The sequence below is a fragment of the Kribbella caucasensis genome (genome assembly GCF_004361855.1).
In the GTDB taxonomy this organism is placed as follows: Bacteria; Actinomycetota; Actinomycetes; order Propionibacteriales; family Kribbellaceae; genus Kribbella; species Kribbella caucasensis.
This window is the reverse complement of record NZ_SNWQ01000015.1, coordinates 138945-157266: the sequence shown is the minus strand read 5'-3', so window position 1 is coordinate 157266 and position 18322 is coordinate 138945. Positions and strand designations below refer to the sequence as shown.

At 68.1% G+C, this 18322-nt stretch carries 18 protein-coding genes and 2 tRNA genes; 12 read left to right on the top strand and 8 right to left on the bottom strand.

Annotated elements, in window-relative coordinates; all coding sequences use genetic code 11:
• Positions 1-24: 24 nt before the first annotated feature.
• Positions 25-2691, top strand: coding sequence for a pyruvate, phosphate dikinase (ppdK, locus tag EV643_RS28190; RefSeq protein WP_133803181.1), 2667 nt, complete (start codon positions 25-27; stop codon positions 2689-2691).
• A gap of 294 nt (positions 2692-2985) precedes the next feature.
• Positions 2986-3258, top strand: a complete 273-nt coding sequence (locus EV643_RS28185) for a YciI family protein (protein ID WP_133803180.1) — start codon at positions 2986-2988, stop codon at positions 3256-3258.
• Here the strand turns inward: EV643_RS28185 and EV643_RS28180 are convergent.
• Positions 3255-4466 (bottom strand): hypothetical protein, encoded by a 1212-nt coding sequence (locus tag EV643_RS28180; RefSeq protein WP_133803179.1) that lies wholly within the window; start codon positions 4464-4466, stop codon positions 3255-3257. The genes EV643_RS28185 and EV643_RS28180 overlap by 4 nt on opposite strands.
• A 152-nt stretch (positions 4467-4618) precedes the next feature.
• On the opposite strand from EV643_RS28180, the gene EV643_RS28175 reads away from it, so the two are divergent.
• Positions 4619-6145 (top strand): helix-turn-helix domain-containing protein, encoded by a 1527-nt coding sequence (locus EV643_RS28175; RefSeq protein WP_133803178.1) that lies wholly within the window; start codon positions 4619-4621, stop codon positions 6143-6145.
• On the opposite strand, the gene EV643_RS28170 is transcribed toward EV643_RS28175, so the two are convergent.
• Positions 6110-6967 carry an alpha/beta hydrolase gene (locus EV643_RS28170; protein WP_133803177.1) on the bottom strand — a complete coding sequence of 286 codons (858 nt, stop codon included), beginning with the start codon at positions 6965-6967 and terminating at the stop codon, positions 6110-6112. The genes EV643_RS28175 and EV643_RS28170 overlap by 36 nt on opposite strands.
• Positions 6964-7542: a TIGR03086 family metal-binding protein gene (locus EV643_RS28165; protein WP_133803176.1), complete on the bottom strand. Its 579-nt coding sequence runs from the start codon at positions 7540-7542 to the stop codon at positions 6964-6966. The genes EV643_RS28170 and EV643_RS28165 overlap by 4 nt, the downstream gene beginning before the upstream one ends.
• 107 nt (positions 7543-7649) lie before the next feature.
• Here EV643_RS28165 and EV643_RS28160 point away from each other — a divergent pair, with 107 nt between their 5' ends.
• The 4 genes from EV643_RS28160 to EV643_RS28145 all read left to right on the top strand — a co-directional run bounded on the left by EV643_RS28160 (position 7650) and on the right by EV643_RS28145 (position 10969).
• Positions 7650-8285 (top strand): TetR/AcrR family transcriptional regulator, encoded by a 636-nt coding sequence (locus EV643_RS28160; protein ID WP_133803175.1) that lies wholly within the window; start codon positions 7650-7652, stop codon positions 8283-8285.
• A gap of 164 nt (positions 8286-8449) precedes the next feature.
• Complete coding sequence (locus EV643_RS28155; RefSeq protein ID WP_255513046.1) at positions 8450-9091, top strand: dihydrofolate reductase family protein; 642 nt, start codon at positions 8450-8452, stop codon at positions 9089-9091.
• A gap of 90 nt (positions 9092-9181) precedes the next feature.
• On the top strand, positions 9182-9604 hold the full coding sequence (locus EV643_RS28150; protein WP_133803173.1) for a nuclear transport factor 2 family protein: 423 nt from the start codon (positions 9182-9184) through the stop codon (positions 9602-9604).
• Positions 9605-9715: 111 nt separating this feature from the next.
• A complete protein-coding gene (locus tag EV643_RS28145; protein ID WP_133803172.1) occupies positions 9716-10969 on the top strand; it encodes a deoxyguanosinetriphosphate triphosphohydrolase in 1254 nt (417 codons plus the stop codon).
• Here the strand turns inward: EV643_RS28145 and EV643_RS28140 are convergent.
• Positions 10934-11644, bottom strand: coding sequence for a FadR/GntR family transcriptional regulator (locus EV643_RS28140; RefSeq protein ID WP_133803171.1), 711 nt, complete (start codon positions 11642-11644; stop codon positions 10934-10936). The genes EV643_RS28145 and EV643_RS28140 overlap by 36 nt on opposite strands.
• 194 nt (positions 11645-11838) lie before the next feature.
• Here EV643_RS28140 and EV643_RS28135 point away from each other — a divergent pair, with 194 nt between their 5' ends.
• The 4 genes from EV643_RS28135 to EV643_RS44325 all read left to right on the top strand — a co-directional run bounded on the left by EV643_RS28135 (position 11839) and on the right by EV643_RS44325 (position 16326).
• A complete protein-coding gene (locus EV643_RS28135) occupies positions 11839-13080 on the top strand; it encodes an NAD(P)/FAD-dependent oxidoreductase (RefSeq protein WP_133803170.1) in 1242 nt (413 codons plus the stop codon).
• Positions 13081-13117: 37 nt separating this feature from the next.
• On the top strand, positions 13118-15031 hold the full coding sequence (gene dnaG / locus EV643_RS28130) for a DNA primase (protein ID WP_133803169.1): 1914 nt from the start codon (positions 13118-13120) through the stop codon (positions 15029-15031).
• A gap of 166 nt (positions 15032-15197) precedes the next feature.
• The gene (locus EV643_RS28125) at positions 15198-16079 is read left to right on the top strand and encodes a sigma-70 family RNA polymerase sigma factor (RefSeq protein ID WP_133803168.1); all 882 of its coding nucleotides are present in this window, start codon (positions 15198-15200) and stop codon (positions 16077-16079) included.
• Between the two features lie 73 nt (positions 16080-16152).
• Positions 16153-16326, top strand: a complete 174-nt coding sequence (locus EV643_RS44325; protein ID WP_166665601.1) for a hypothetical protein — start codon at positions 16153-16155, stop codon at positions 16324-16326.
• Positions 16327-16487: 161 nt separating this feature from the next.
• On the opposite strand, the gene EV643_RS28120 is transcribed toward EV643_RS44325, so the two are convergent.
• Both EV643_RS28120 and EV643_RS28115 read right to left on the bottom strand, forming a co-directional pair.
• Positions 16488-16560: transfer RNA gene (locus tag EV643_RS28120), tRNA-Asn, on the bottom strand.
• Positions 16561-16678: 118 nt separating this feature from the next.
• Complete coding sequence (locus tag EV643_RS28115; protein ID WP_133803167.1) at positions 16679-17200, bottom strand: hypothetical protein; 522 nt, start codon at positions 17198-17200, stop codon at positions 16679-16681.
• Between the two features lie 86 nt (positions 17201-17286).
• Here EV643_RS28115 and EV643_RS28110 point away from each other — a divergent pair.
• Positions 17287-17363: transfer RNA gene (locus EV643_RS28110), tRNA-Ile, on the top strand.
• 139 nt (positions 17364-17502) lie between these two features.
• On the opposite strand, the gene smpB is transcribed toward EV643_RS28110, so the two are convergent.
• Both smpB and EV643_RS44320 read right to left on the bottom strand, forming a co-directional pair.
• Positions 17503-17982, bottom strand: coding sequence for an SsrA-binding protein SmpB (smpB, locus tag EV643_RS28105; RefSeq protein ID WP_133803166.1), 480 nt, complete (start codon positions 17980-17982; stop codon positions 17503-17505).
• Positions 17983-18016: 34 nt separating this feature from the next.
• Positions 18017-18286 carry a M48 family metalloprotease gene (locus EV643_RS44320; protein ID WP_166665606.1) on the bottom strand — a complete coding sequence of 90 codons (270 nt, stop codon included), beginning with the start codon at positions 18284-18286 and terminating at the stop codon, positions 18017-18019.
• Positions 18287-18322: the final 36 nt, after the last annotated feature.

Here is an 18322-nt window from a genome sequence, read left to right as displayed (position 1 = left end):
CGCCCAAACCATCAGGGAGTGACTGTGCCGAAACTCGTCTACGACTTCGCCGAAGGCAACAAGGAGATGAAGGAACTGCTCGGCGGCAAGGGGGCCAACCTCGCCGAGATGACCAATCTCGGGCTGCCGGTGCCACCCGGTTTCACCATCTCCACCGACGCCTGCCGGGTGTTCCTCCAGACCGGCTCGGTGCCACCCGAGCTGGCCGACGAGATCGACCACCACGTCGACGTACTGCAGCAGAAGATGGGCAAGAAGCTCGGTCAGGCGGACGATCCACTGCTGGTCTCGGTCCGATCCGGAGCCGCCGCGTCGATGCCCGGCATGATGGAGACGGTGCTCAACGTCGGCCTCAACGACGACTCGGTGAACGGGCTCGCGCATCACTCCGGCAACCCGCGGTTCGCCTGGGACGCGTACCGCCGGCTGATCCAGATGTTCGGCAAGACCGTGCTCGACATGGACGGTGAAGTCTTCGACGACGCGCTCGAGCAGGCCAAGCAGGCCAAGGGGACCACGAACGACCTCGACCTGGACGCCGACGACCTCAAGCGGCTGGTGGAGACGTTCAAGGCGAGCGTGCTGGAGCACACCGGTCGCGAGTTCCCGCAGGACCCGCGCAAGCAGATGGACCTGGCGATCGAGGCCGTCTTCGGCTCCTGGAACTCCGAACGCGCCATCCTCTACCGCCGGCAGGAGCGGATCGCGAAAGACCTCGGCACCGCGGTGAACATCTGCTCGATGGTGTTCGGCAACCTCGGGATGGACTCCGGCACCGGCGTCGCCTTCACCCGTGACCCTGCCACCGGTCAGCCCGGCGTGTACGGCGACTACCTGCAGAACGCGCAGGGCGAGGACGTGGTGGCCGGCATCCGCAACACGGTCCCGCTGGCCGACCTGGAGACGATCGACAAGACGTCGTACGACGATCTGATGGCGATCATGACCAAACTCGAAGGCCACTACCGCGACCTGTGCGACATCGAGTTCACCGTCGAACGCGGCAAGCTCTGGATGCTGCAGACCCGGGTCGGCAAGCGGACCGCGGCCGCCGCGTTCCGGATCGCGACCAGCCTGATCGACGAGGGCGTCATCTCCGCCGAAGAGGCGCTGCAGCGGGTCAACGGCGCACAGCTGGCCCAGCTGATGTTCCCGCGGTTCGACGCGGACGCGGCCAAGGAGCGGATCACCAAGGCCATCGGCGCCTCCCCGGGCGCGGCTTCCGGCAAGGTCGTCTTCACCTCCGCCGCCGCGGTCGAGGCGGCCGACAAGGGCGAGAAGGTCATCCTGGTCCGGCGCGAGACGAACCCGGACGACCTGCACGGCATGATCGCGGCCCAGGGCATCCTGACCAGCCGCGGCGGCAAGACCTCACACGCGGCCGTCGTGGCGCGCGGGATGGGCAAGACGTGCGTCTGTGGCGCCGAGGAACTCGACGTCAGCGTCAGCGCCCAGACGATCAAGGTGAACGGTACGACGATCGGCGCCGGCGAGGTGATCTCGATCGACGGGACCACGGGCGAGGTGTTCCGTGGCGAGGTCCCGGTCGTGCCTTCCCCCGTGGTGCAGTACTTCGAGGGAACGCTCGCGCCCGATGCGGGTGACGAACTGGTGGCCTCGGTCCATCGGTTGATCACCCGTGCCGACGAGGTCCGGCGGCTCGGCGTACGGACGAATGCTGACACAGCAGACGATGCTGCCCGGGCGCGGCGGTTCGGTGCCGAGGGGATCGGGCTGTGCCGGACCGAGCACATGTTCCTGGGCGAGCGGCGGGAGTCGGTCGAGCGGCTGATCCTGGCCGACAACGACGCGGATCGCGAGGCGGCGCTGGCCGAGCTGGAGCCGTTGCAGCGTGGGGACTTCCTGGAGTTGCTCGATGCGATGGACGGGCTGCCGGTGACGATCCGGTTGATCGACCCGCCGCTGCACGAGTTCCTGCCGTCGATGGAGGACCTCGCGGTCAAGGTCGCACTCGCGAAGGAACGCGGCCAGGACCCGGGCCGGGACGAGGTGCTGCTGGCCGCGGTCGAGCGGCTGCACGAGGAGAACCCGATGCTCGGCCTGCGTGGCGTCCGCCTCGGCCTGGTCATCCCGGGCCTGTTCGCGATGCAGGTGCGCGCGATCGCGTCCGCTGCGGCCGAGCTGAAGAAGCAGGGCCGGGATCCGCGGCCGGAGATCATGATCCCGCTGGTCGGCGCGGTACAGGAGTTGCAGCTCGCCCGCGACGAGGTCGAGCAGGTGCTCGCCGAGGTCGTCGCGCAGGAAGGGGTCGAATGGAAGGTGCCGATCGGGACGATGATCGAGCTGCCGCGGGCCGCGGTGACCGCGGACCAGATCGCCGAGGCGGCCGAGTTCTTCTCCTTCGGTACCAACGACCTGACCCAGACCACCTGGGGCTTCAGCCGGGACGACGTGGAGGGCTCGTTCTTCGGCCGCTACCTGGAGAAGGGCATCTTCGCCGTCTCGCCGTTCGAGTCGATCGACCGCGAGGGTGTCGGTGCCCTGGTTCGGACCGGAGCCGAACGCGGTCGGGCCACCCGCCCCGACCTCAAACTCGGCATCTGTGGCGAACACGGCGGCGATCCCGACAGCATCCACTTCTTCCACGAGGTAGGCCTGGACTACGTCTCCTGCTCACCCTTCCGCGTCCCGGTGGCCAGGCTTGAAGCGGGGCGTGCGGCGGTGGAGTAGGGCCCTTGACAATGCTCGTGAGTGACGGTCTGTACAACCGTACCGGCCGGCTCATGGACGCTTCCGAGGGTTCGATCACGAAGCGTCACCGAATGCAACGGACCGGATAAATTGTCTTGACCAACCCCTTGCATTGGGCTGATTCGCCGGTCAAGATATCCGAGCGGGAAGGGCGATCACTCGTCGACTTTCGGGTCTGACTCGAACCAGCCGCTGTGGCGGCTCGTGACTCCCTTCCCGCACCAAATCTTCTTGTCTGCAACGGAAATCCAGCCATCCGATAGGGTTTCTGGCATGGCCATCTTTGCCCTGCAGCTGACTTTCAAGAACAACGAACGCCGGCTCGCGGTGCGCCCGGCGCATCGCGAGTACCTGACCTCGCTGAAGGAGGCCGGCAAGCTCGTCGCGGCCGGCCCGTTCGGGGACGAGACCGGCGCGCTGCTGATCTACGACGTCGCCGACGAGGCCGAGCTGCGCGACATCCTCGCCAAGGACCCGTACACCCCGGAAGACGTCTACGAGATCGCCACCCTCAAGGAGTGGAAGCAGCTCTTCCCGCTGAGCTAAATCTCGGCCGACTCGAGGTCCAGGTAGTCGACGTAGGCCCACAACCAGACGAGCGGGGCGAGCACGAGTTCGGGCTCGCCCTCCTCGTCGGCGATGAACAGCATCGAGCCCTCGCCGCCCTTGATGTCCTCGCAGACCGCCCCGCACACCTCGACGGCCGCGTCGAACGGCAGCAACTCCGGCCCGCTCTCCCACTCCGGCTTCGGCAGCGGCAGCACCGGCGCCTCGTCGGTCCCGTTCATGTCGACGGAGATCTGCTGCAGTTCCAGGTAGAGGTCGTACGAGATCAGCCCGGCCAGCGGCTGACCCTCGAAGCCGACCAGGTACGGGTCGTCCGCACCGTCCCGGAAGCTGTCCCGCATGTCCGGCATCGCGGCCGCCAGGTCCTCGACCTCGACGTACGGCGCTTCCTCGGGTTCGTCCTCTTCGGTCAGCAGTCCGCTGCGCATCTGGTCGAACGAGTGCAACAGGTTGCCCAGCTCGTCGTGCGCACCGCCTCCGGGAGCCTTCTGAGCACGCTGCTCGAGATCCTTCAGGTGCTCGATCAGGTCGTCCTCGAAGTGCAGGTCGTACCGTGGCAGCCCGGGCTCGCGGCCCGCGTTGATCTGCGCGACGATCTGGGTCGACACCGGGCCGAGCTGCTCGGCCAGCACCTCGAGCGGCGTGGTCGGCTTCTCGTCCTCGTCGTGCACGTGGTGTTCCTCGGCCTTGCTCTCCTCCATCGCGAGCAGCACCGAGAACGCCGGGAACGCGATCAGCGCGGCCGTCGCGAGCATGCCGTCACCGATCAGCATCAACGGATTGCCGCCCGCCTCGGTCCGGCGCAGGTGATCCGGCAGCAGCACGGCCGCTTGTTCGACGGTGACCTGGCTGGCCAGCGAGCTGAGCCCGTGGTCGGTGTCCACGCCGAGCAGCTCGATCAGCTTCTCCGAGCTCATGTCGAAGCTGGAGCGCAGGTAGTAGCGCAACCAGCCGGCGTCCACCGGGCTGGCGAGCAGGTCCGCGATCCTCGCGCGGAAGTCGGCCAGGTCGGCGATGGCCAGCACCACCAGGACCGGCTGGTCGCCGTCGCCGATCACCAGCGGCCGGGTATCGCCGTTCTGGAAGCCGTCGATCACCTGGGCCAGGCTCTCGGCCGCGGCCTCCAGCGGCCACGACTCCGCCTCGAACTCGGTCACCACCGTGGAGGTGTCGACGTCCTCGGCCATCTGCTGGATCCTCTCGCGGCGGGCGGGGTGGCGCTAACTGTAGGGGGCTCGGGTTCCGATGGGGGTGGCCGGTCGGGCGGTGGTGACATTCGCTACGCTCTGACCGGCGGGTCGATCCAGAGGTATCTCACATGTGAGATAAGGTCCCGCGCATGACTGACGACTACCTGAGCCGGATCGGCAATCTCATCCGGGACGCCCGCAAGCACCGTGGCTGGACCCAGACCCAGCTCGCCGATGTGCTGGGCACCAGCCAGAGTGCGGTGAACAGGATCGAAAAGGGTCATCAGAACCTCACTCTCGAGATGCTCGCCCGGATCGGCGAAGCGCTCGATTCCGAAATTGTCTCTCTCGGTGGCGGTCCGGTCCACCTCCGTGTCGCCGGTGGCCGCCGGTTGTCCGGTTCGATCGACGTGAAGTCCAGCAAGAACGCCGGCGTCGCGCTGCTGTGCGCCAGCCTGCTGAACAAGGGCCGGACCACGCTGCGCAAGGTGGCCCGGATCGAAGAGGTCAACCGGCTGCTCGAGGTGCTCAACTCGATCGGCGTCCGGACCACCTGGCTGAACGACGCCGGCGACCTGGAGATCGTGCCGCCCGCCCACCTGAACCTGGCCGCGATGGATGCCGAGGCGGCCCGGCGTACCCGGTCGATCATCATGTTCCTCGGCCCGCTGCTGCACCGCGAGGACACCTTCCAGCTCCCGTACGCCGGTGGCTGCGACCTCGGCACCCGGACGGTCGAGCCGCACATGTCGGCGCTGCGCCCGTTCGGCCTGGACGTGAAGGCGACCGGCGGCGAGTACCACGCGATGGTGAACCGGGCGATCAGCCCGGGCAAGCCGATCGTGCTGACCGAGCGAGGCGACACCGTGACCGAGAACGCGATCATGGCCGCGGCCCGGCACGACGGCGTCACCGTGATCCGCAACGCCAGCTCGAACTACATGGTCCAGGATCTGTGCTTCTACCTCGACCTGCTCGGCGTGAAGATCGACGGCGTCGGCAGCACCACGCTGACCGTGCACGGCAAGGCCGAGATCGATGTCGACGTCGACTACGCGCCCTCGGAGGACCCGATCGAGGCGATGAGCTTGCTGACCGCGGCGATCGTGACCGGCTCAGAGGTCACGATCCGGCGGGCGCCGGTCGAGTTCCTGGAGATCGAGCTGGCGCTGCTGGAGGAGATGGGGCTGGACTACAGCCGCTCGGCGGAGTACCTGGCCGAGAACGGCCGGACCCGGCTGGTCGACCTGACCACGCGGCCGTCGACGCTGCACGCACCGATCGACAAGATCCACCCGATGCCGTTCCCGGGCCTGAACATCGACAACCTGCCGTTCTTCGCGGTGATCGCGGCGTCGGCGACCGGTCAGACGCTGATCCACGACTGGGTCTACGAGAACCGGGCGATCTACCTGACCGACCTGAACAAGCTCGGCGGCCGGGTCAAGCTGCTCGACCCGCACCGGGTGATGGTCGAGGGCCCGACGCACTGGTCCGGCGCCGAGATCATGTGCCCGCCGGCGCTCCGCCCGGCCGTCGTCACGCTGATCGCGATGATGGCCGCGAAGGGCACCTCTGTACTGCGCAGCGTCTACGTGATCAACCGCGGCTATGAGGACCTGGCCACCCGCCTCAACTCGCTAGGCGCCCAGATCGAGACGTTCCGCGACATCTGAGTCCCTCGCGTCTTCTGTGTGACTGAGGAACGTGACGGCCTCGGTGATCACTGCTGGATCGACCATGATCCGGCGATGACCGAGGCCGTTCGTCTGCTTGAAGTGCGCCCTCGGCCCGTACCCCGCGAGCAGGGCCGACGCCTGGGCCGGATCCACGACATCGTCCTCGTCGTTGTGGATCACCAGTAGGTCGACCTCACCGGCGGCCACGGAGTACTTCGCCCAGATCTGGTCGTCGCGCTGGAACAGGCCGGCCTCGATCGCCCGCCGGAGCGCCTGGTTCGCCTCGGCCCCGAGTCCGAGTTCCCGGCAGAACGCATCGACCAGGTAGCCGAACTCCGCGACCCCACTGATCGCGACAATTCGTCCGGCGGAGACCCCCTCGCGTACGGCGTACAGGGCGAAGGGGACGCCCAGGGAGTGCGCGATCACCCCTTCGAACGGGCCGTGCCGGTCACCGAGGGCCTGGATGATGCGCTGGTGATCGAGGATCGTGCCGGCCGGTCCTGGGGTGTCGCCGTGCCCGGGAGCGTCGTACGAGACGGGGCTGTAGCCGAGTGCGAGCAGGCGCGCCACGAACGCGTGGTACCGCGAGGCGCGCGAACGCCAGCCGTGGACGAGCAGCACCGGGCGGCGGCCGTCACCCCAGGCGTACGTGACGACGTTGCCGATCACCTCCACCCGGGCGGACTCGTGGATCGCCCGCTCACTCTCACGCACCCTGCCGCGCTTGAGCGGCCGCCGCCACAACTCGAACGCGACCCGCCCGGCGACCCTCGGCGGAAGCAGTTTCAGGCCCGCGCGGACTACCTCGGCGATCATCGTGCACTCCATTGCGGGTTGCGGCCGAGCAGGCCGAGGAAGCGGTCGGTGGGATTCGAGTTGGTTGGGACGATGGCTGCGAAGGCGCCACCGGCTGGGCGGTCCGCGGGGATCTGGGCGGCGATCGGCAGCGCGGCCTCGGCGAGGTCGGCCGGGATCGGGTCGGGGAGACCGATCGAGCGGGCCACGTCCCAGGCGTGCGCGAGGTTGTCGAGGAAGTGCATCGCGACCGCGGCGCGGCCGGGGAACACGCCGAACTCGCGTACCTCGATCGACCGGTCGAGCAGGTCCGCGGCGGCGAACGCGCGGATGACCTCGTCGGCCGACTCGGGGTAGTTCTTCAGCGCGGTCTCGTCGGGCGGTCCCGGCTGCCAGACGCGTCGGCCGACCGAACCGGGCAGGGCGAACGAGGCGGCCGCGAAGCCGCGGTTCTCCGCGACCAGGTGCGCGATCAGTTCGCCAAGCGACCATTCGCTGCACGGGGTCGGCAGGTCCAGTTGGTCCGGATCGACCGCTGCGACGGCGATCCCGCAGAGCTCGGTGGCGGCGCGGTCGAGTGGGCGTGGGTCGCTCATGGGGTGGTCGGCTCCTCTGGACTAGATAACTAACCGAACGATCGTATTATTAGTTTACAGGTGCGGGTCCGTCAACGGCATTAAGATCAGCGGACCGAGGAGGTGCGATGACGACGACGCGGGTCGACGGGCGGCTGGTCCGGGGTGACAACACCCGGCGGGCCGTACTGCGCCGTGCGGTCGACATCGCCTCGGTCGACGGGCTGGAAGGGCTCTCGATCGGCCGGCTGGCCAAGGAGCTGGAGATCAGCAAGAGCGGGCTGTTCGCGCACTTCGGGTCGAAGGAGGAGTTGCAGCTCGCGACCATCCGCGCGGCCCGCCGGATCTACGCCGACGCCGTCGTCCAACCGGCGCTCGCGGTCGAGCCTGGTCTCGGGCGGGTCTGGGCGATGACTGAGAACTGGCTGGACTACTCCCAGCGGCGGGTTTTTCCGGGCGGCTGTTTCTTCGCGAAGACGTCGCACGAGTTCGGCTCCCGGCCGGGTGCAGTGCGCGAGATGTTGGCGACGGTCTACCGCGAGTGGATCGGCCTGCTGGAGCAGACCGTCGCCGAGGCGGTCAGTGCCGGAGAGCTGGACGCCGACCCCGCCGACCTCGCCGTCGAGCTGAACGCGTACTACGACGCCGCCAACCTGGCCTCACTCCTGCGCGACGATCACGACGTCATCTACACGCAGACCCGTCAGCTCATCCGCTCCCGTCTGGAGTCCGCCGCAACCCCCGAGGCGCCGCTGCCCTGGTGAGCCTGAGCCACCACCGTTCGCGTCGGGTGCCGCGGTCGGCTCGGGCGGCATGCCCGGCCCGGGGCCTTGAACAACATCGCGGGACCGCGGACACCTAAACAAGCTGTCCGAGCTCCCGCGATGTTGTTCACGGTCCCCAGCGGAACTGGGCCGGAATGTCATAAATGTCGGTGGTCGTGTCTACGGTCTGTGGTGTGCGGCCTCATGTGGTGGCTCAGGTAGCCGTTTCGGTTGATGGTGCGACGACTGGATTCCCGGTGGACCTGGCCCGGTTCTATGCGCTGGCGACGTTGTGGCAGGAGGACGTGACGCTGGTCGGCGCGGACACGATCCTGGCCCAGGAGGCGGCGGTCCGGGCTGCGCCACAGCCCGGACCGCGTGAGGCCGGGCCGCTGCTCGCGGTCGTCGACAGTCGTGCCCGGGTGCGGGAGTGGGACCGGCTGCGGCGGTTGGGGCATTGGTCGGATGTGCTTGCTCTGTATGCCGATCAGACGCCGGACCGGCCGCCCGACAGCACGACTGCGGAGCTGATCACCGGATACAACCAGGTCGATCTGGCCGAGGTGCTGGAGCGGCTTGGTGCGGCGCGGGGCGCCCGGGTGGTTCGGGTCGACAGCGGCGGGACGCTGGTCGGCGTACTGCTGGAGCTTGGTCTGATCGATGAGCTGTGCCTGCTGGTTCATCCGGTGGTCGTCGGGTCGGGCCAGCGGTGGTACGGGTCGTTTGCCGAGCGGCTCGAGTTGAAGTTGGCGAACACCGAGGTGTTCGACGGTGGAGTCGTCTGGCTCCGGTACTGCATGGCTTGAAAACCTCGTTGGGAATGAAGGGTTTGCGTGCGCGGTTAAACTGGGTACACTGTACGAAGTTTGACCGATCGAGCGTGTGGAGGAGTGGGCTTGAGCGAGACGATGCCGGGGACGACGGGGTTCGTGCCGAGCGACGCCGAGGTGGCGAGTGTGCTGGCTTGGTTCGAGCGGTACGACGCGCTGGCGGCGGCGCTGGACTACGAGGGGATGGCCGAGCTGGCGGTTTTCCCGCTCAACGAGGTGACCGACGACGGGAAGGGTCAGGGGAAGGCGGAGCAGCTCGACCGTTCGGCGTACCTGGCGCAGATGGAACAGGTGATGGGCGGCGGCGGTGACGTGAAGCTGGAGACCACGCGGACGCCGCACTTCCTGTCCGCCAGCCTGGTGTTCGTGATCAGCGACGGCACCATGACGTACGACGGGTTCACCCAGCCGATCCGGTACGGCGATCTGCTGCTGAAGGTCGACGGCAACTGGAAGTTCCAGACCATGGTCCAGGGCGGCTGGGGCTGATCTGACAGCTTGCGTCCGAAGAACCGTGGGTCATAGCCCACTGTGAAGTCATAGCCCACGGTTCTTCGGACGTTCAGGGAAGTGTCGGTCGCGGGCAGTAATGTCGGGCGCGTGGGATATGACGAGCACGACGCGGAGCGGTGGGTCGCGGAACCGGTGAAGCGGCCGGGGCGGACGGCGTTCGCTCGCGATCGCGCGCGCGTCCTGCACAGTGCGGCGTTACGCCGGCTCGCGGCTAAGACACAGGTGGTCACCGCCGGCAGCGACGACTTCGTCCGGAACCGGCTGACTCACAGCCTGGAGGTCGCGCAGATCGGCCGGGAGCTGGCCAGCACACTCGGCTGCGATCCCGACATTGTCGACGCGGCGTGCCTGGCGCACGATCTCGGTCACCCGCCGTTCGGGCACAACGGCGAGCGCGCGCTCGACCAGTTGGCGGCCGGTATCGGCGGGTTCGAGGGCAATGCGCAGACCCTGCGACTGCTGACCCGGCTGGAGTCGAAGACGTTCGATCCGGATGGGCGGAGTGCCGGCCTCAACCTCAGCCGAGCCACGCTGGATGCCGCGACGAAGTACCCGTGGCCGCGCCGCGATGGAGAGCGGAAGTTCGGCGTTTACGCGGACGATCTCGAGGTGTTCGGCTGGCTGCGCAACGGCGTGTCTGCGGGCGTTGGTCCGGGCGTGGCGTCAGGCGTGGCTGCTGGGGATCGGCGGTGTCTCGAGGCGCAGGTGATGGACTTCGCCGACGACGTGGCCTACTCGGTGCACGACGTGGAGGACGGGATCGTTGCGCACAGCATCGATCTCGATCAGGTCGGCGCCGAGCGCGCGCCGTACTGGGAGACCGTGCGGCAGGTCTATCTGCCGACAGCGACCGATGACGATCTGGACGAGGGGTGGCGGCGGCTGACCTCTCTGGCGTACTGGCCGAGTGGTCCGTTCGACGACAGCCGGCGGGCGCTCGCTGGGTTGAAGGACCTGACCAGTGAGCTGATCGGCAGGTTCTGTACGGCGGCCGAGCAGGCCACGCATGCCCGATTCGGCCGGAGCCGCCTGGTGCGGTACGACGCCGATCTGGTGGTCCCGCCCGGAGTCCGGACCGAGATCGCACTGCTGAAGGGCATCGGTATGTACCACGTGCTGAACTCGCCGGCCCGGCAGAAGCGGCGCGCGATCCAGCGCGAGCTGCTCACCGAACTGGTCGAAGCGCTGGTCAAGATCGCGCCGCGCGGCCTCGACGTGCCGTTCGCGGCCGACTTCGCGCAGGCGGCGGACGACGATGCGCGGCTTCGCGTGATCATCGACCAGGTTGCGTCGCTGACGGATCCGTCAGCCCAGGCCTGGCACACCCAGCTCGTCGGCTGACGCTCCGTTGATGAGGGCTGCCTGAGCGATCCGCCGGCGAACGTCGTCGAAGTGGCGGCGCATCGCTTCCTCGGCCGCGTCGGCGTCGCGATCGCGGAGGGCTGCGACGATCCGGCGGTGGTTGGCGACGATCGCCTCGGTCCGCTCGACCGGTTCGCCGAGCACATGTTCGACGTCGTGGTAGGTGTCCCAGAACAGCCCGATCAGCTGGAGCACCAGTTCGTTGCCGCAGCCGTCGTACAGCAGCGCGTGGAACGCCCGGTCGGCACCCTTGTCGTCGCCCATCGCCGCGATCAGTCGGTCCAGCTCGTCGAGTCGCGTCGCGCTCACCCCGTCCGCGGCGACTCGTCCGATCAGACCGGTCTCGAGGAGTTCCCGGACCTCGACCAGGTCCTGGATCGCGCGCACCCCGTCGGCCGCGCGGGACCGGACCCGGAACGCGAGCGAGGTCGACAACCCGGTCAGCGACGCCTCCCCGACGAAGGTGCCGTAGCCGTGCCGGATCTCCACGATGCCGAGCGCCTGCAGAGCGCGGATCGCTTCCCGCACGCTGTTCCGGCTCGCGCCGAGCAGTTCCATCAGCTGCGGCTCGGTCGGCATCGTCATCCCCGGCACCAGCCCCCGCTCATGGATCACCTCGACGATGCGCTCCTCCAACGCCGGCCCCACCCGCATACAGCCTCCCCAGCACTTAGGACACCTCTGCTGATCCCATGCGTGCTGCGCGGCACCCGGCGGGCGCCTCGCCGCACTGGAGCATGGGCCACGATGCTCCGCATCGCGACCCCTACTCCAGCACACCGATGCACTCCGCCGGGCACCTGCTCGCGACTGCATGGGATCAGCAGAGGTGTCCTACTGTGTCCCTTATGAGCGATGCACAGCGGATCGTAATCGTCGGAGCGAGTCTTGCCGGGGCGACTGCCGCGGAGACATTGCGTTCGGAAGGTTTCACCGGCGAGATCGTGCTGATCGGCGCCGAGAACGAGTTGCCGTACGAGCGACCACCGTTGTCCAAGGGCGTGCTGCTTGGCAAGGACCAGACCGGGGTCACGCAGTTACACGACCGGCAGTGGTACGAGGACAACTCGATCGAGCTTCGCCTCGGCACGACGGCGACCGCGCTCGACCCGTCGGCCCACACGGTGACCCTCGACGACGGTTCGACAGTCGGGTACGACGAACTCCTGATCGCCACCGGATCGCGGGTCCGCCGGCTCGACGTACCGGGTGGTGACCTGCCGGGGATCCACTACCTGCGGACGGCTGGTGAGTCGCAGGCGCTGACCGACGCGTATGCCGCGAAGCCGCGAGTGGTCGTGGTCGGCGCCGGATGGATCGGACTCGAAGCAGGGTCGGCCGCGCGCGAACGAGGCTGCGAGGTGACCGTGATCGAGCCGCAGTCGACCGCGCTCGCGGGGGTGCTGGGGGAGCAGGTCGGCGAGTTGTTCGCGGAGCTCCACCGTCAGCACGGCGTACGGCTGCTCTTCGAGACCGGCGTCGAGGCATTCGAGGGTTCGGATCACGTGACCGGTGTGCGGACGTCGACGGGCGAGGTGGTGCCCGCGGAGCTGGTGATCGTCGGCGTCGGTGTGCATCCGAACACCGAGCTCGCCGAGGCGGCCGGGATCGAGGTCGCCGCCCGGGAGGACGGCGCCGGGATCGTGACCGGGTCCCATCTGCAGAGCTCGGTGGCGAACGTGTTCGCGGCGGGAGACATCGCCCGGTGGGATCACCCGCTGTTCGGCCGCTTCGTTCGCGTCGAGCACTGGCAGAACGCGAAGGACAGTGGCGTGGCGGCAGCGAAGGCGATGCTCGGCCAGGACGTGCAGTACGACTCGATCCCGTTCTTCTTCACCGACCAGTACGACCTGGGCATGGAGTACGCCGGTGACGTCCCGCGCGGCACGTCGTACCAGGTGGTCCTTCGCGGTGATCCCGGATCGGGGGCGTACCTGGCCTTCTGGCTGGACGACGAGAACCACGTGCTCGCCGGGATGCACGTCAACACGTGGGGCGCGATCGACGGCGTACAGGAGCTGATCCGGTCCGGCCGGACGGTGGATCCGGCGCGGCTGGCCGACCCCGGGGTGGAGCTGGCGGAGGTCTGAGGTCCGGCCGGGTCCTGGATCACCGTAGACTCACGACGTGGCAGGCCGGATCAAGGAAGAGGACATCGCGCTCGTTCGCGAACGGGCCCGGATCGACGACATCGTCGGCTCCTATGTGACCTTGAAGAACGCCGGTGGCGGATCGCTGAAAGGACTCTGCCCGTTCCACGACGAGAAGTCGCCGTCGTTCAACGTCACCCCGGCGCGCGGTTTCTTCTACTGCTTCGGCTGCCAAGAGGGCGGCGACGTCATCGACTTCATCCAGAAGATCGATCAGATCACCTTCCACGAGGCCGTCGAGACGCTGGCCGCGAAGGTCGGCGTCCAGCTCCGGTACGACGAGTCCGGCGCGCCGATGCCTCGATCGCAGAGCAACCAACGGCCGCGGCTGGTCGAGGCGCACAAGGTGGCGGCGGAGTTCTATGCGTCACTGCTCTTCGAATCGTCCGACGCGATGCTGGGTCGGCAGTTCCTGGACAAGCGCGGTTTCGATCGGGACGCGGCTTCGCACTTCGGGGTCGGGTTCTCGCCGCGGGGTGGTGAGCAACTGGTCGCGCATCTGCGCGGTCGCGGGTTCAACAATGCCGAGCTGGTCGCGTCGGGGTTGGCCGCCGACGGTCAGCGGGGGTTGTACGACCGGTTCCGTGGCCGGCTGATGTGGCCGATCCGGGACGCCAGCGGTGACGTGATCGGCTTCGGTGCCCGGCGGATCTTCGACGACGACCGGATCGAGGCGAAGTACCTCAACACGGGGGAAACGCCGATCTACAAGAAGTCCAAGGTCCTGTACGGCGTGGATCTGGCCCGCCGGGAGATCGCCAAGGGGCGGCAGGCCGTCGTGGTCGAGGGCTATACCGATGTGATGGCCTGCCACCTGGCCGGCGTACAGACCGCTGTCGCGACGTGTGGGACGTCGTTCGGCGAGGACCACGCGCGGGTACTGCGGCAGTTGCTGCTCGACCATGATCAGTTCCGGGGCGAGGTGATCTTCACCTTCGACGGGGACGAGGCGGGTCAGCGGGCGGCGCTGAAGGCGTTCCAGGGGGATCAGGCGTTCGCGTCGCAGACGTATGTGGCGGTCGAACCGGACGGGCTCGACCCGTGCGATGTGCGGCTGCAGAAGGGCGACGCGGCGGTCCGCGAGCTGATCGGGCGACGGGTGCCGCTGTACCGGTTCGTGCTGGGGAACGTGCTGACGAAGTACGACCTGGACCGGGCCGACACGCGGATCGACGCGCTGCGCGACGCGGCCCGGCTGGTGATCAGCATTCGTGACCGGTCGAAGGTGGACGCCTTCACCCGGGAGCTGGCCGGGCATCTCGGGATGGATGTCGAGCAGGTGCGGTCGGAGGTGCATCGGGCGGCCTCGCGTCCTGCTGAGCGTGGACCTGCTGAGCGTGGACCTGTGGTGGTTGCTGCTGCCGCCCAGGGCGAGGCTGCTGCGCCGCCGCCGAGGGTTGATCTGCCGTCGCCGCGGGATCAGCGGTTCACGATCGAGTGGGACGTGCTGAAGGTCGCGATGCAGCATCCTTCTCTGGTCGGCGCCGCTTTTGAGGAGCTCGACGACCAGGACTTCACTCATCCGTGGCTGGCCGCGGTCCGGGCCGCGATGGCCAAGGCCGGCGGGCCGGTGACCGCCGCGCCGGGCGAGGCGTGGGTGGTCGCCGTTCGCGATGCCATGGGCAACGATCCGGCGGCCGCGGTGGTCAGCGCGCTGGCGGTCGACCCGCTGCGACTGGGCCGCGACCCCGACGAGACGTACGCCCGCGCGCTGCTGGCCCGCCTGCAGGAACTCACCTGCCTGCGCCGGATCGCCGACCTCAAGTCCAAGCTTCAGCGCACCAACCCGATCGACCGGACCGACGATTACAACCGGATGTTCGGTGAGCTGATCGCGTTGGAACGCTATCGGGCTGAGCTCCGCGAGAAGGCGATCTCCGGCGCGCTCTGAGTTTTGGGGGGAGCATACAGCTGTTCGGGCTGTCGGCTGTCGCGTCATCCACAGACTCTCTGTTACTGGCCAGTCGCCTGGGGTAGTTGTCCACCGATCTGAAATCGGTCCGTTCCGGCGCGGGTTTTCACGGCACCATCCCTTCACAAGGAAGTAGAGGGGAACCATGGCCGACCTGGATTGCGAACCCGCGGACATCTCCGCCTTCGTCGCCTACCTGCGCGACATCGGACGGCACGACCTACTGACCCTGGAGGAGGTCAACGAACTCTCGTACTGGATCGAAGCCGGACTGCTGGCCACGGACCGGCTGGGAGCTGCAGCACTGGCCGACCGGGCCGACCTTCGCGCCGTCGCCCAGCTGGGGGAGGCGGCCCGCCGCCGGCTGATCGAGGGCAACCTTCGGCTGGTCGTCTCGCTCGCCAAGCGCTACACAGGGAAGGGGCTGTCCCTGCTCGACCTGATCCAGGAGGGCAATCTCGGCCTGATGCGTGCGGTCGAGCGCTTCGACCACAAGCTCGGCCACCGCTTCTCGACGTACGCGATCTGGTGGATCCGCCAGTCGATCGGCAGGGCGATCTCCGACCGTTCCCGGCTGGTCCGAATGCCCGCCCAGGCGTACGCCGACGCCGGCCGGGTCGCGACCGTCCACCACGACCTGACCCAACGCCTCGGCCGCGAACCCACGACGTCCGAGATCGCCGCCGGCGCGTCCCTCACGGTCGCCCGGGTCGAACGCGCCCGGGCCTGGCGGCTTCGCCCCGAGACCCTCGACCCGATCGACGCCGACCAGCCTGTCGACGACGAGACCCTCACGTACCGAGCCGCGCTGCGCCGCGATCTCAACCACCAGCTGGAGTTCCTCGAGGACGACCAGCAGGACGTTCTGCGGTACCGCTATGGCCTGCACGACACCACGCCCTCGACCCTGGAGGAGACGGCCGGCTTGTTGCGTCTTCCGCTCGATCGGGTCCGCGTTCTGGAGGCTGACGCTCTCCGCGCGCTCCGAAAACGCTGCCTCCGCACTCTGAGTGACTACGTGGCCTGAGCTCGGTGCCGCGAAACCAGGGGGCGCTCAGGGGTTTGACTGAGTGGTTGTTACCGCGGGCGGGGGATGATGGATGCAGGTCCGACTGAAGGGAACTCCGATGGGCTGGTTCATCCTGCTCGTGCTCGTGGTGGGCGCCGTCGCGGCGTACAAGTTCCGCGTGCCCCTGATCGCCAAGCTGACGGGTCAACCGCAGCACCGCATCCAGCGAGCCCTGGAACGCCGGAAGGACAACCGCAACAACTGACCTTTGGACCAACCAGTACTCCGCGTCCGCGGGCCCGGCCGATCCGCCCGGGCCCGCCGGACACCGCAGTACGGCCGGACACATGGGGTCGGTGGGACACCGCAGCGTGGCCGGGCATGAAAAGAGCCGGTTCGTAGTTCCGAACCGGCTTCGTTGGTTTGCTCCCGCGACTGGACTCGAACCAGTAACCTGCCGGTTAACAGCCGGCTGCTCTGCCAATTGAGCTACGCGGGATCAGTGGTGTTTCGTGCCCCCCCCGGATCCCTGAGGACCGGATTAGGTTAGCAGGCCCGCGCCGAACTACAAAAACGGGATTCCCGCCTGCAGACCGGCCACTGGGATCGCTTCCGGCTCAGATGCCGAACTCGTCCCGGACCGCCTTCAGCGCCATCTCGGCCTGTTCGATCAACCCCGGCCGATCGGGCTCTAATCCCTTGTCCAGAACGAAGTTCCACGTCACCGGCGCGTCCCGATCCGCCGGATTCCGCCGCCCCACGATGCGCACACCCTTCTTCCCGACCAGGGGTACGTGACGCTGCACCAGCACACTCGCGTCCACGCGTTCGCGCAGCAACTGTCCGAAGCGCCCCGGGTCGTCCACCGCCAGCTCGGTACTCCGCAACGGCGTCCCGAACGCGGTCGTCTCGTACACCCGCAACACCGACGCCTCGGAGTCCCACGCGGCCCGCTCTATCGCCTCCCACCCGACCCGCCGCAACTTGTCACCCTCCGGCAGATACACAGCCGCCCGCGACCCCGCGACCCAGCTCCCATCAGCCAACTGCACCGACGCCAGGATGTCCTCCCGCCCCCCAGCGGCCACCCGCACCGCCTCAACCACCTCACCCGGCACCGCTACACGACGAAGTCTCACCCCACCATCCTCCCAGCCCACCCCACCCAGTCCCACCCCCACCCGGATACCATCTCCCGACAACGCGTCGCGATCCGCAGACGCCCGGGGCGGTAGCTCAGCCGGTTAGAGCAGGGGACTCATAATCCCTGGGTCGTGGGTTCGAGTCCCACCCGCCCCACCACAAGATCGGGCAAGTGCTGACTTGTACGCGGCCGTGCCGCTCGGGTGACGCACGCGCGAATTTGGAGGTGGGGGCACCTAGTCTCGAACCGTGTACTGGAGCTCCACGGCCTCATGGGCGCGATCGTACGCACCGCTGATCAGTCCGGGCGACCCTTGCGTCGGCGGCTGACCGCACGCTCGGCCTCTCGGCTTGCCTCGCGCTCGGCGAGCGCGTGCCGCTTGTCCCAGGTCTTCTTGCCGCGGGCCAGGGCGATCTCGACCTTCGCGCGACCATCCTTGAAGTAGAGGGTCACCGGGACGATCGTCAGCCCGCTCTCGTTGACCTTGCGTTCGATCTTGTCGATCTGGGCACGGTGCAGCAGCAGCTTCCGCTTGCGGCGTGAGCCGTCGTTGAACCAGCGGGCCTGGGAGTACTGCGGGATGTGCACGCCGTGCAGCCAGATCTCCCGGTCCTCGATAGCGGCGAAGCCGCCGACCAGGGACGCCCGCCCGGCGCGGAGTGCCTTCACCTCCGGACCCTGCAGCACGATCCCGGCCTCCCAGGACTCGCCCAGATGGTAGTCGTGGGCAGCCTTGCGGTTGCGCGCGACGACGGGGTCGGCCTCAGGTTTCTTCACACGTTGATTCTGCCCCGACAGCCCGACCTGCGAGTCAACTGAGGCCGAGCTGGCTGCCCTGGCCGAGCAGCGAGACCCTCTGTGGCTGGGCCAAGTGGTGCGCCACCTCGTGCGCGAGGACCCCTTCGAGGTTGCGCTGCGGCAGTGCGTAGAGGCTCCAGTTGGTCAAGGCGATCGTGTGGCCGACCGTGGCCGGCGCGGTCGCTTCCGGGCCTTCGTGGATCCAGACGCGGTAGTTGTCGGGATCTACTCCGGCAGCGTGGCCGACCGAGAGCCAGGCATGGTGCCATGCGGTTGAGTTCAAGATCGGACGGCTCCCGCGGCCGCCACCCCAGACCCA

What these genes read in the sequence shown, in the direction of transcription:
- EV643_RS28185 (WP_133803180.1), top strand. Translation starts at nt 2,986, where the DNA reads ATGGCCATCTTTGCCCTGCAGCTGACTTTCAAGAACAACGAACGCCGG.
- EV643_RS28180 (WP_133803179.1), bottom strand. Translation starts at nt 4,466, where the DNA reads ATGGCCGAGGACGTCGACACCTCCACGGTGGTGACCGAGTTCGAGGCG.
- EV643_RS28175 (WP_133803178.1), top strand. Translation starts at nt 4,619, where the DNA reads ATGACTGACGACTACCTGAGCCGGATCGGCAATCTCATCCGGGACGCC.
- EV643_RS28170 (WP_133803177.1), bottom strand. Translation starts at nt 6,967, where the DNA reads ATGATCGCCGAGGTAGTCCGCGCGGGCCTGAAACTGCTTCCGCCGAGG.
- EV643_RS28165 (WP_133803176.1), bottom strand. Translation starts at nt 7,542, where the DNA reads ATGAGCGACCCACGCCCACTCGACCGCGCCGCCACCGAGCTCTGCGGG.
- EV643_RS28160 (WP_133803175.1), top strand. Translation starts at nt 7,650, where the DNA reads ATGACGACGACGCGGGTCGACGGGCGGCTGGTCCGGGGTGACAACACC.
- EV643_RS28155 (WP_255513046.1), top strand. Translation starts at nt 8,450, where the DNA reads ATGTCGGTGGTCGTGTCTACGGTCTGTGGTGTGCGGCCTCATGTGGTG.
- EV643_RS28140 (WP_133803171.1), bottom strand. Translation starts at nt 11,644, where the DNA reads ATGCGGGTGGGGCCGGCGTTGGAGGAGCGCATCGTCGAGGTGATCCAT.
- EV643_RS28135 (WP_133803170.1), top strand. Translation starts at nt 11,839, where the DNA reads ATGAGCGATGCACAGCGGATCGTAATCGTCGGAGCGAGTCTTGCCGGG.
- EV643_RS28125 (WP_133803168.1), top strand. Translation starts at nt 15,198, where the DNA reads ATGGCCGACCTGGATTGCGAACCCGCGGACATCTCCGCCTTCGTCGCC.
- EV643_RS44325 (WP_166665601.1), top strand. Translation starts at nt 16,153, where the DNA reads ATGCAGGTCCGACTGAAGGGAACTCCGATGGGCTGGTTCATCCTGCTC.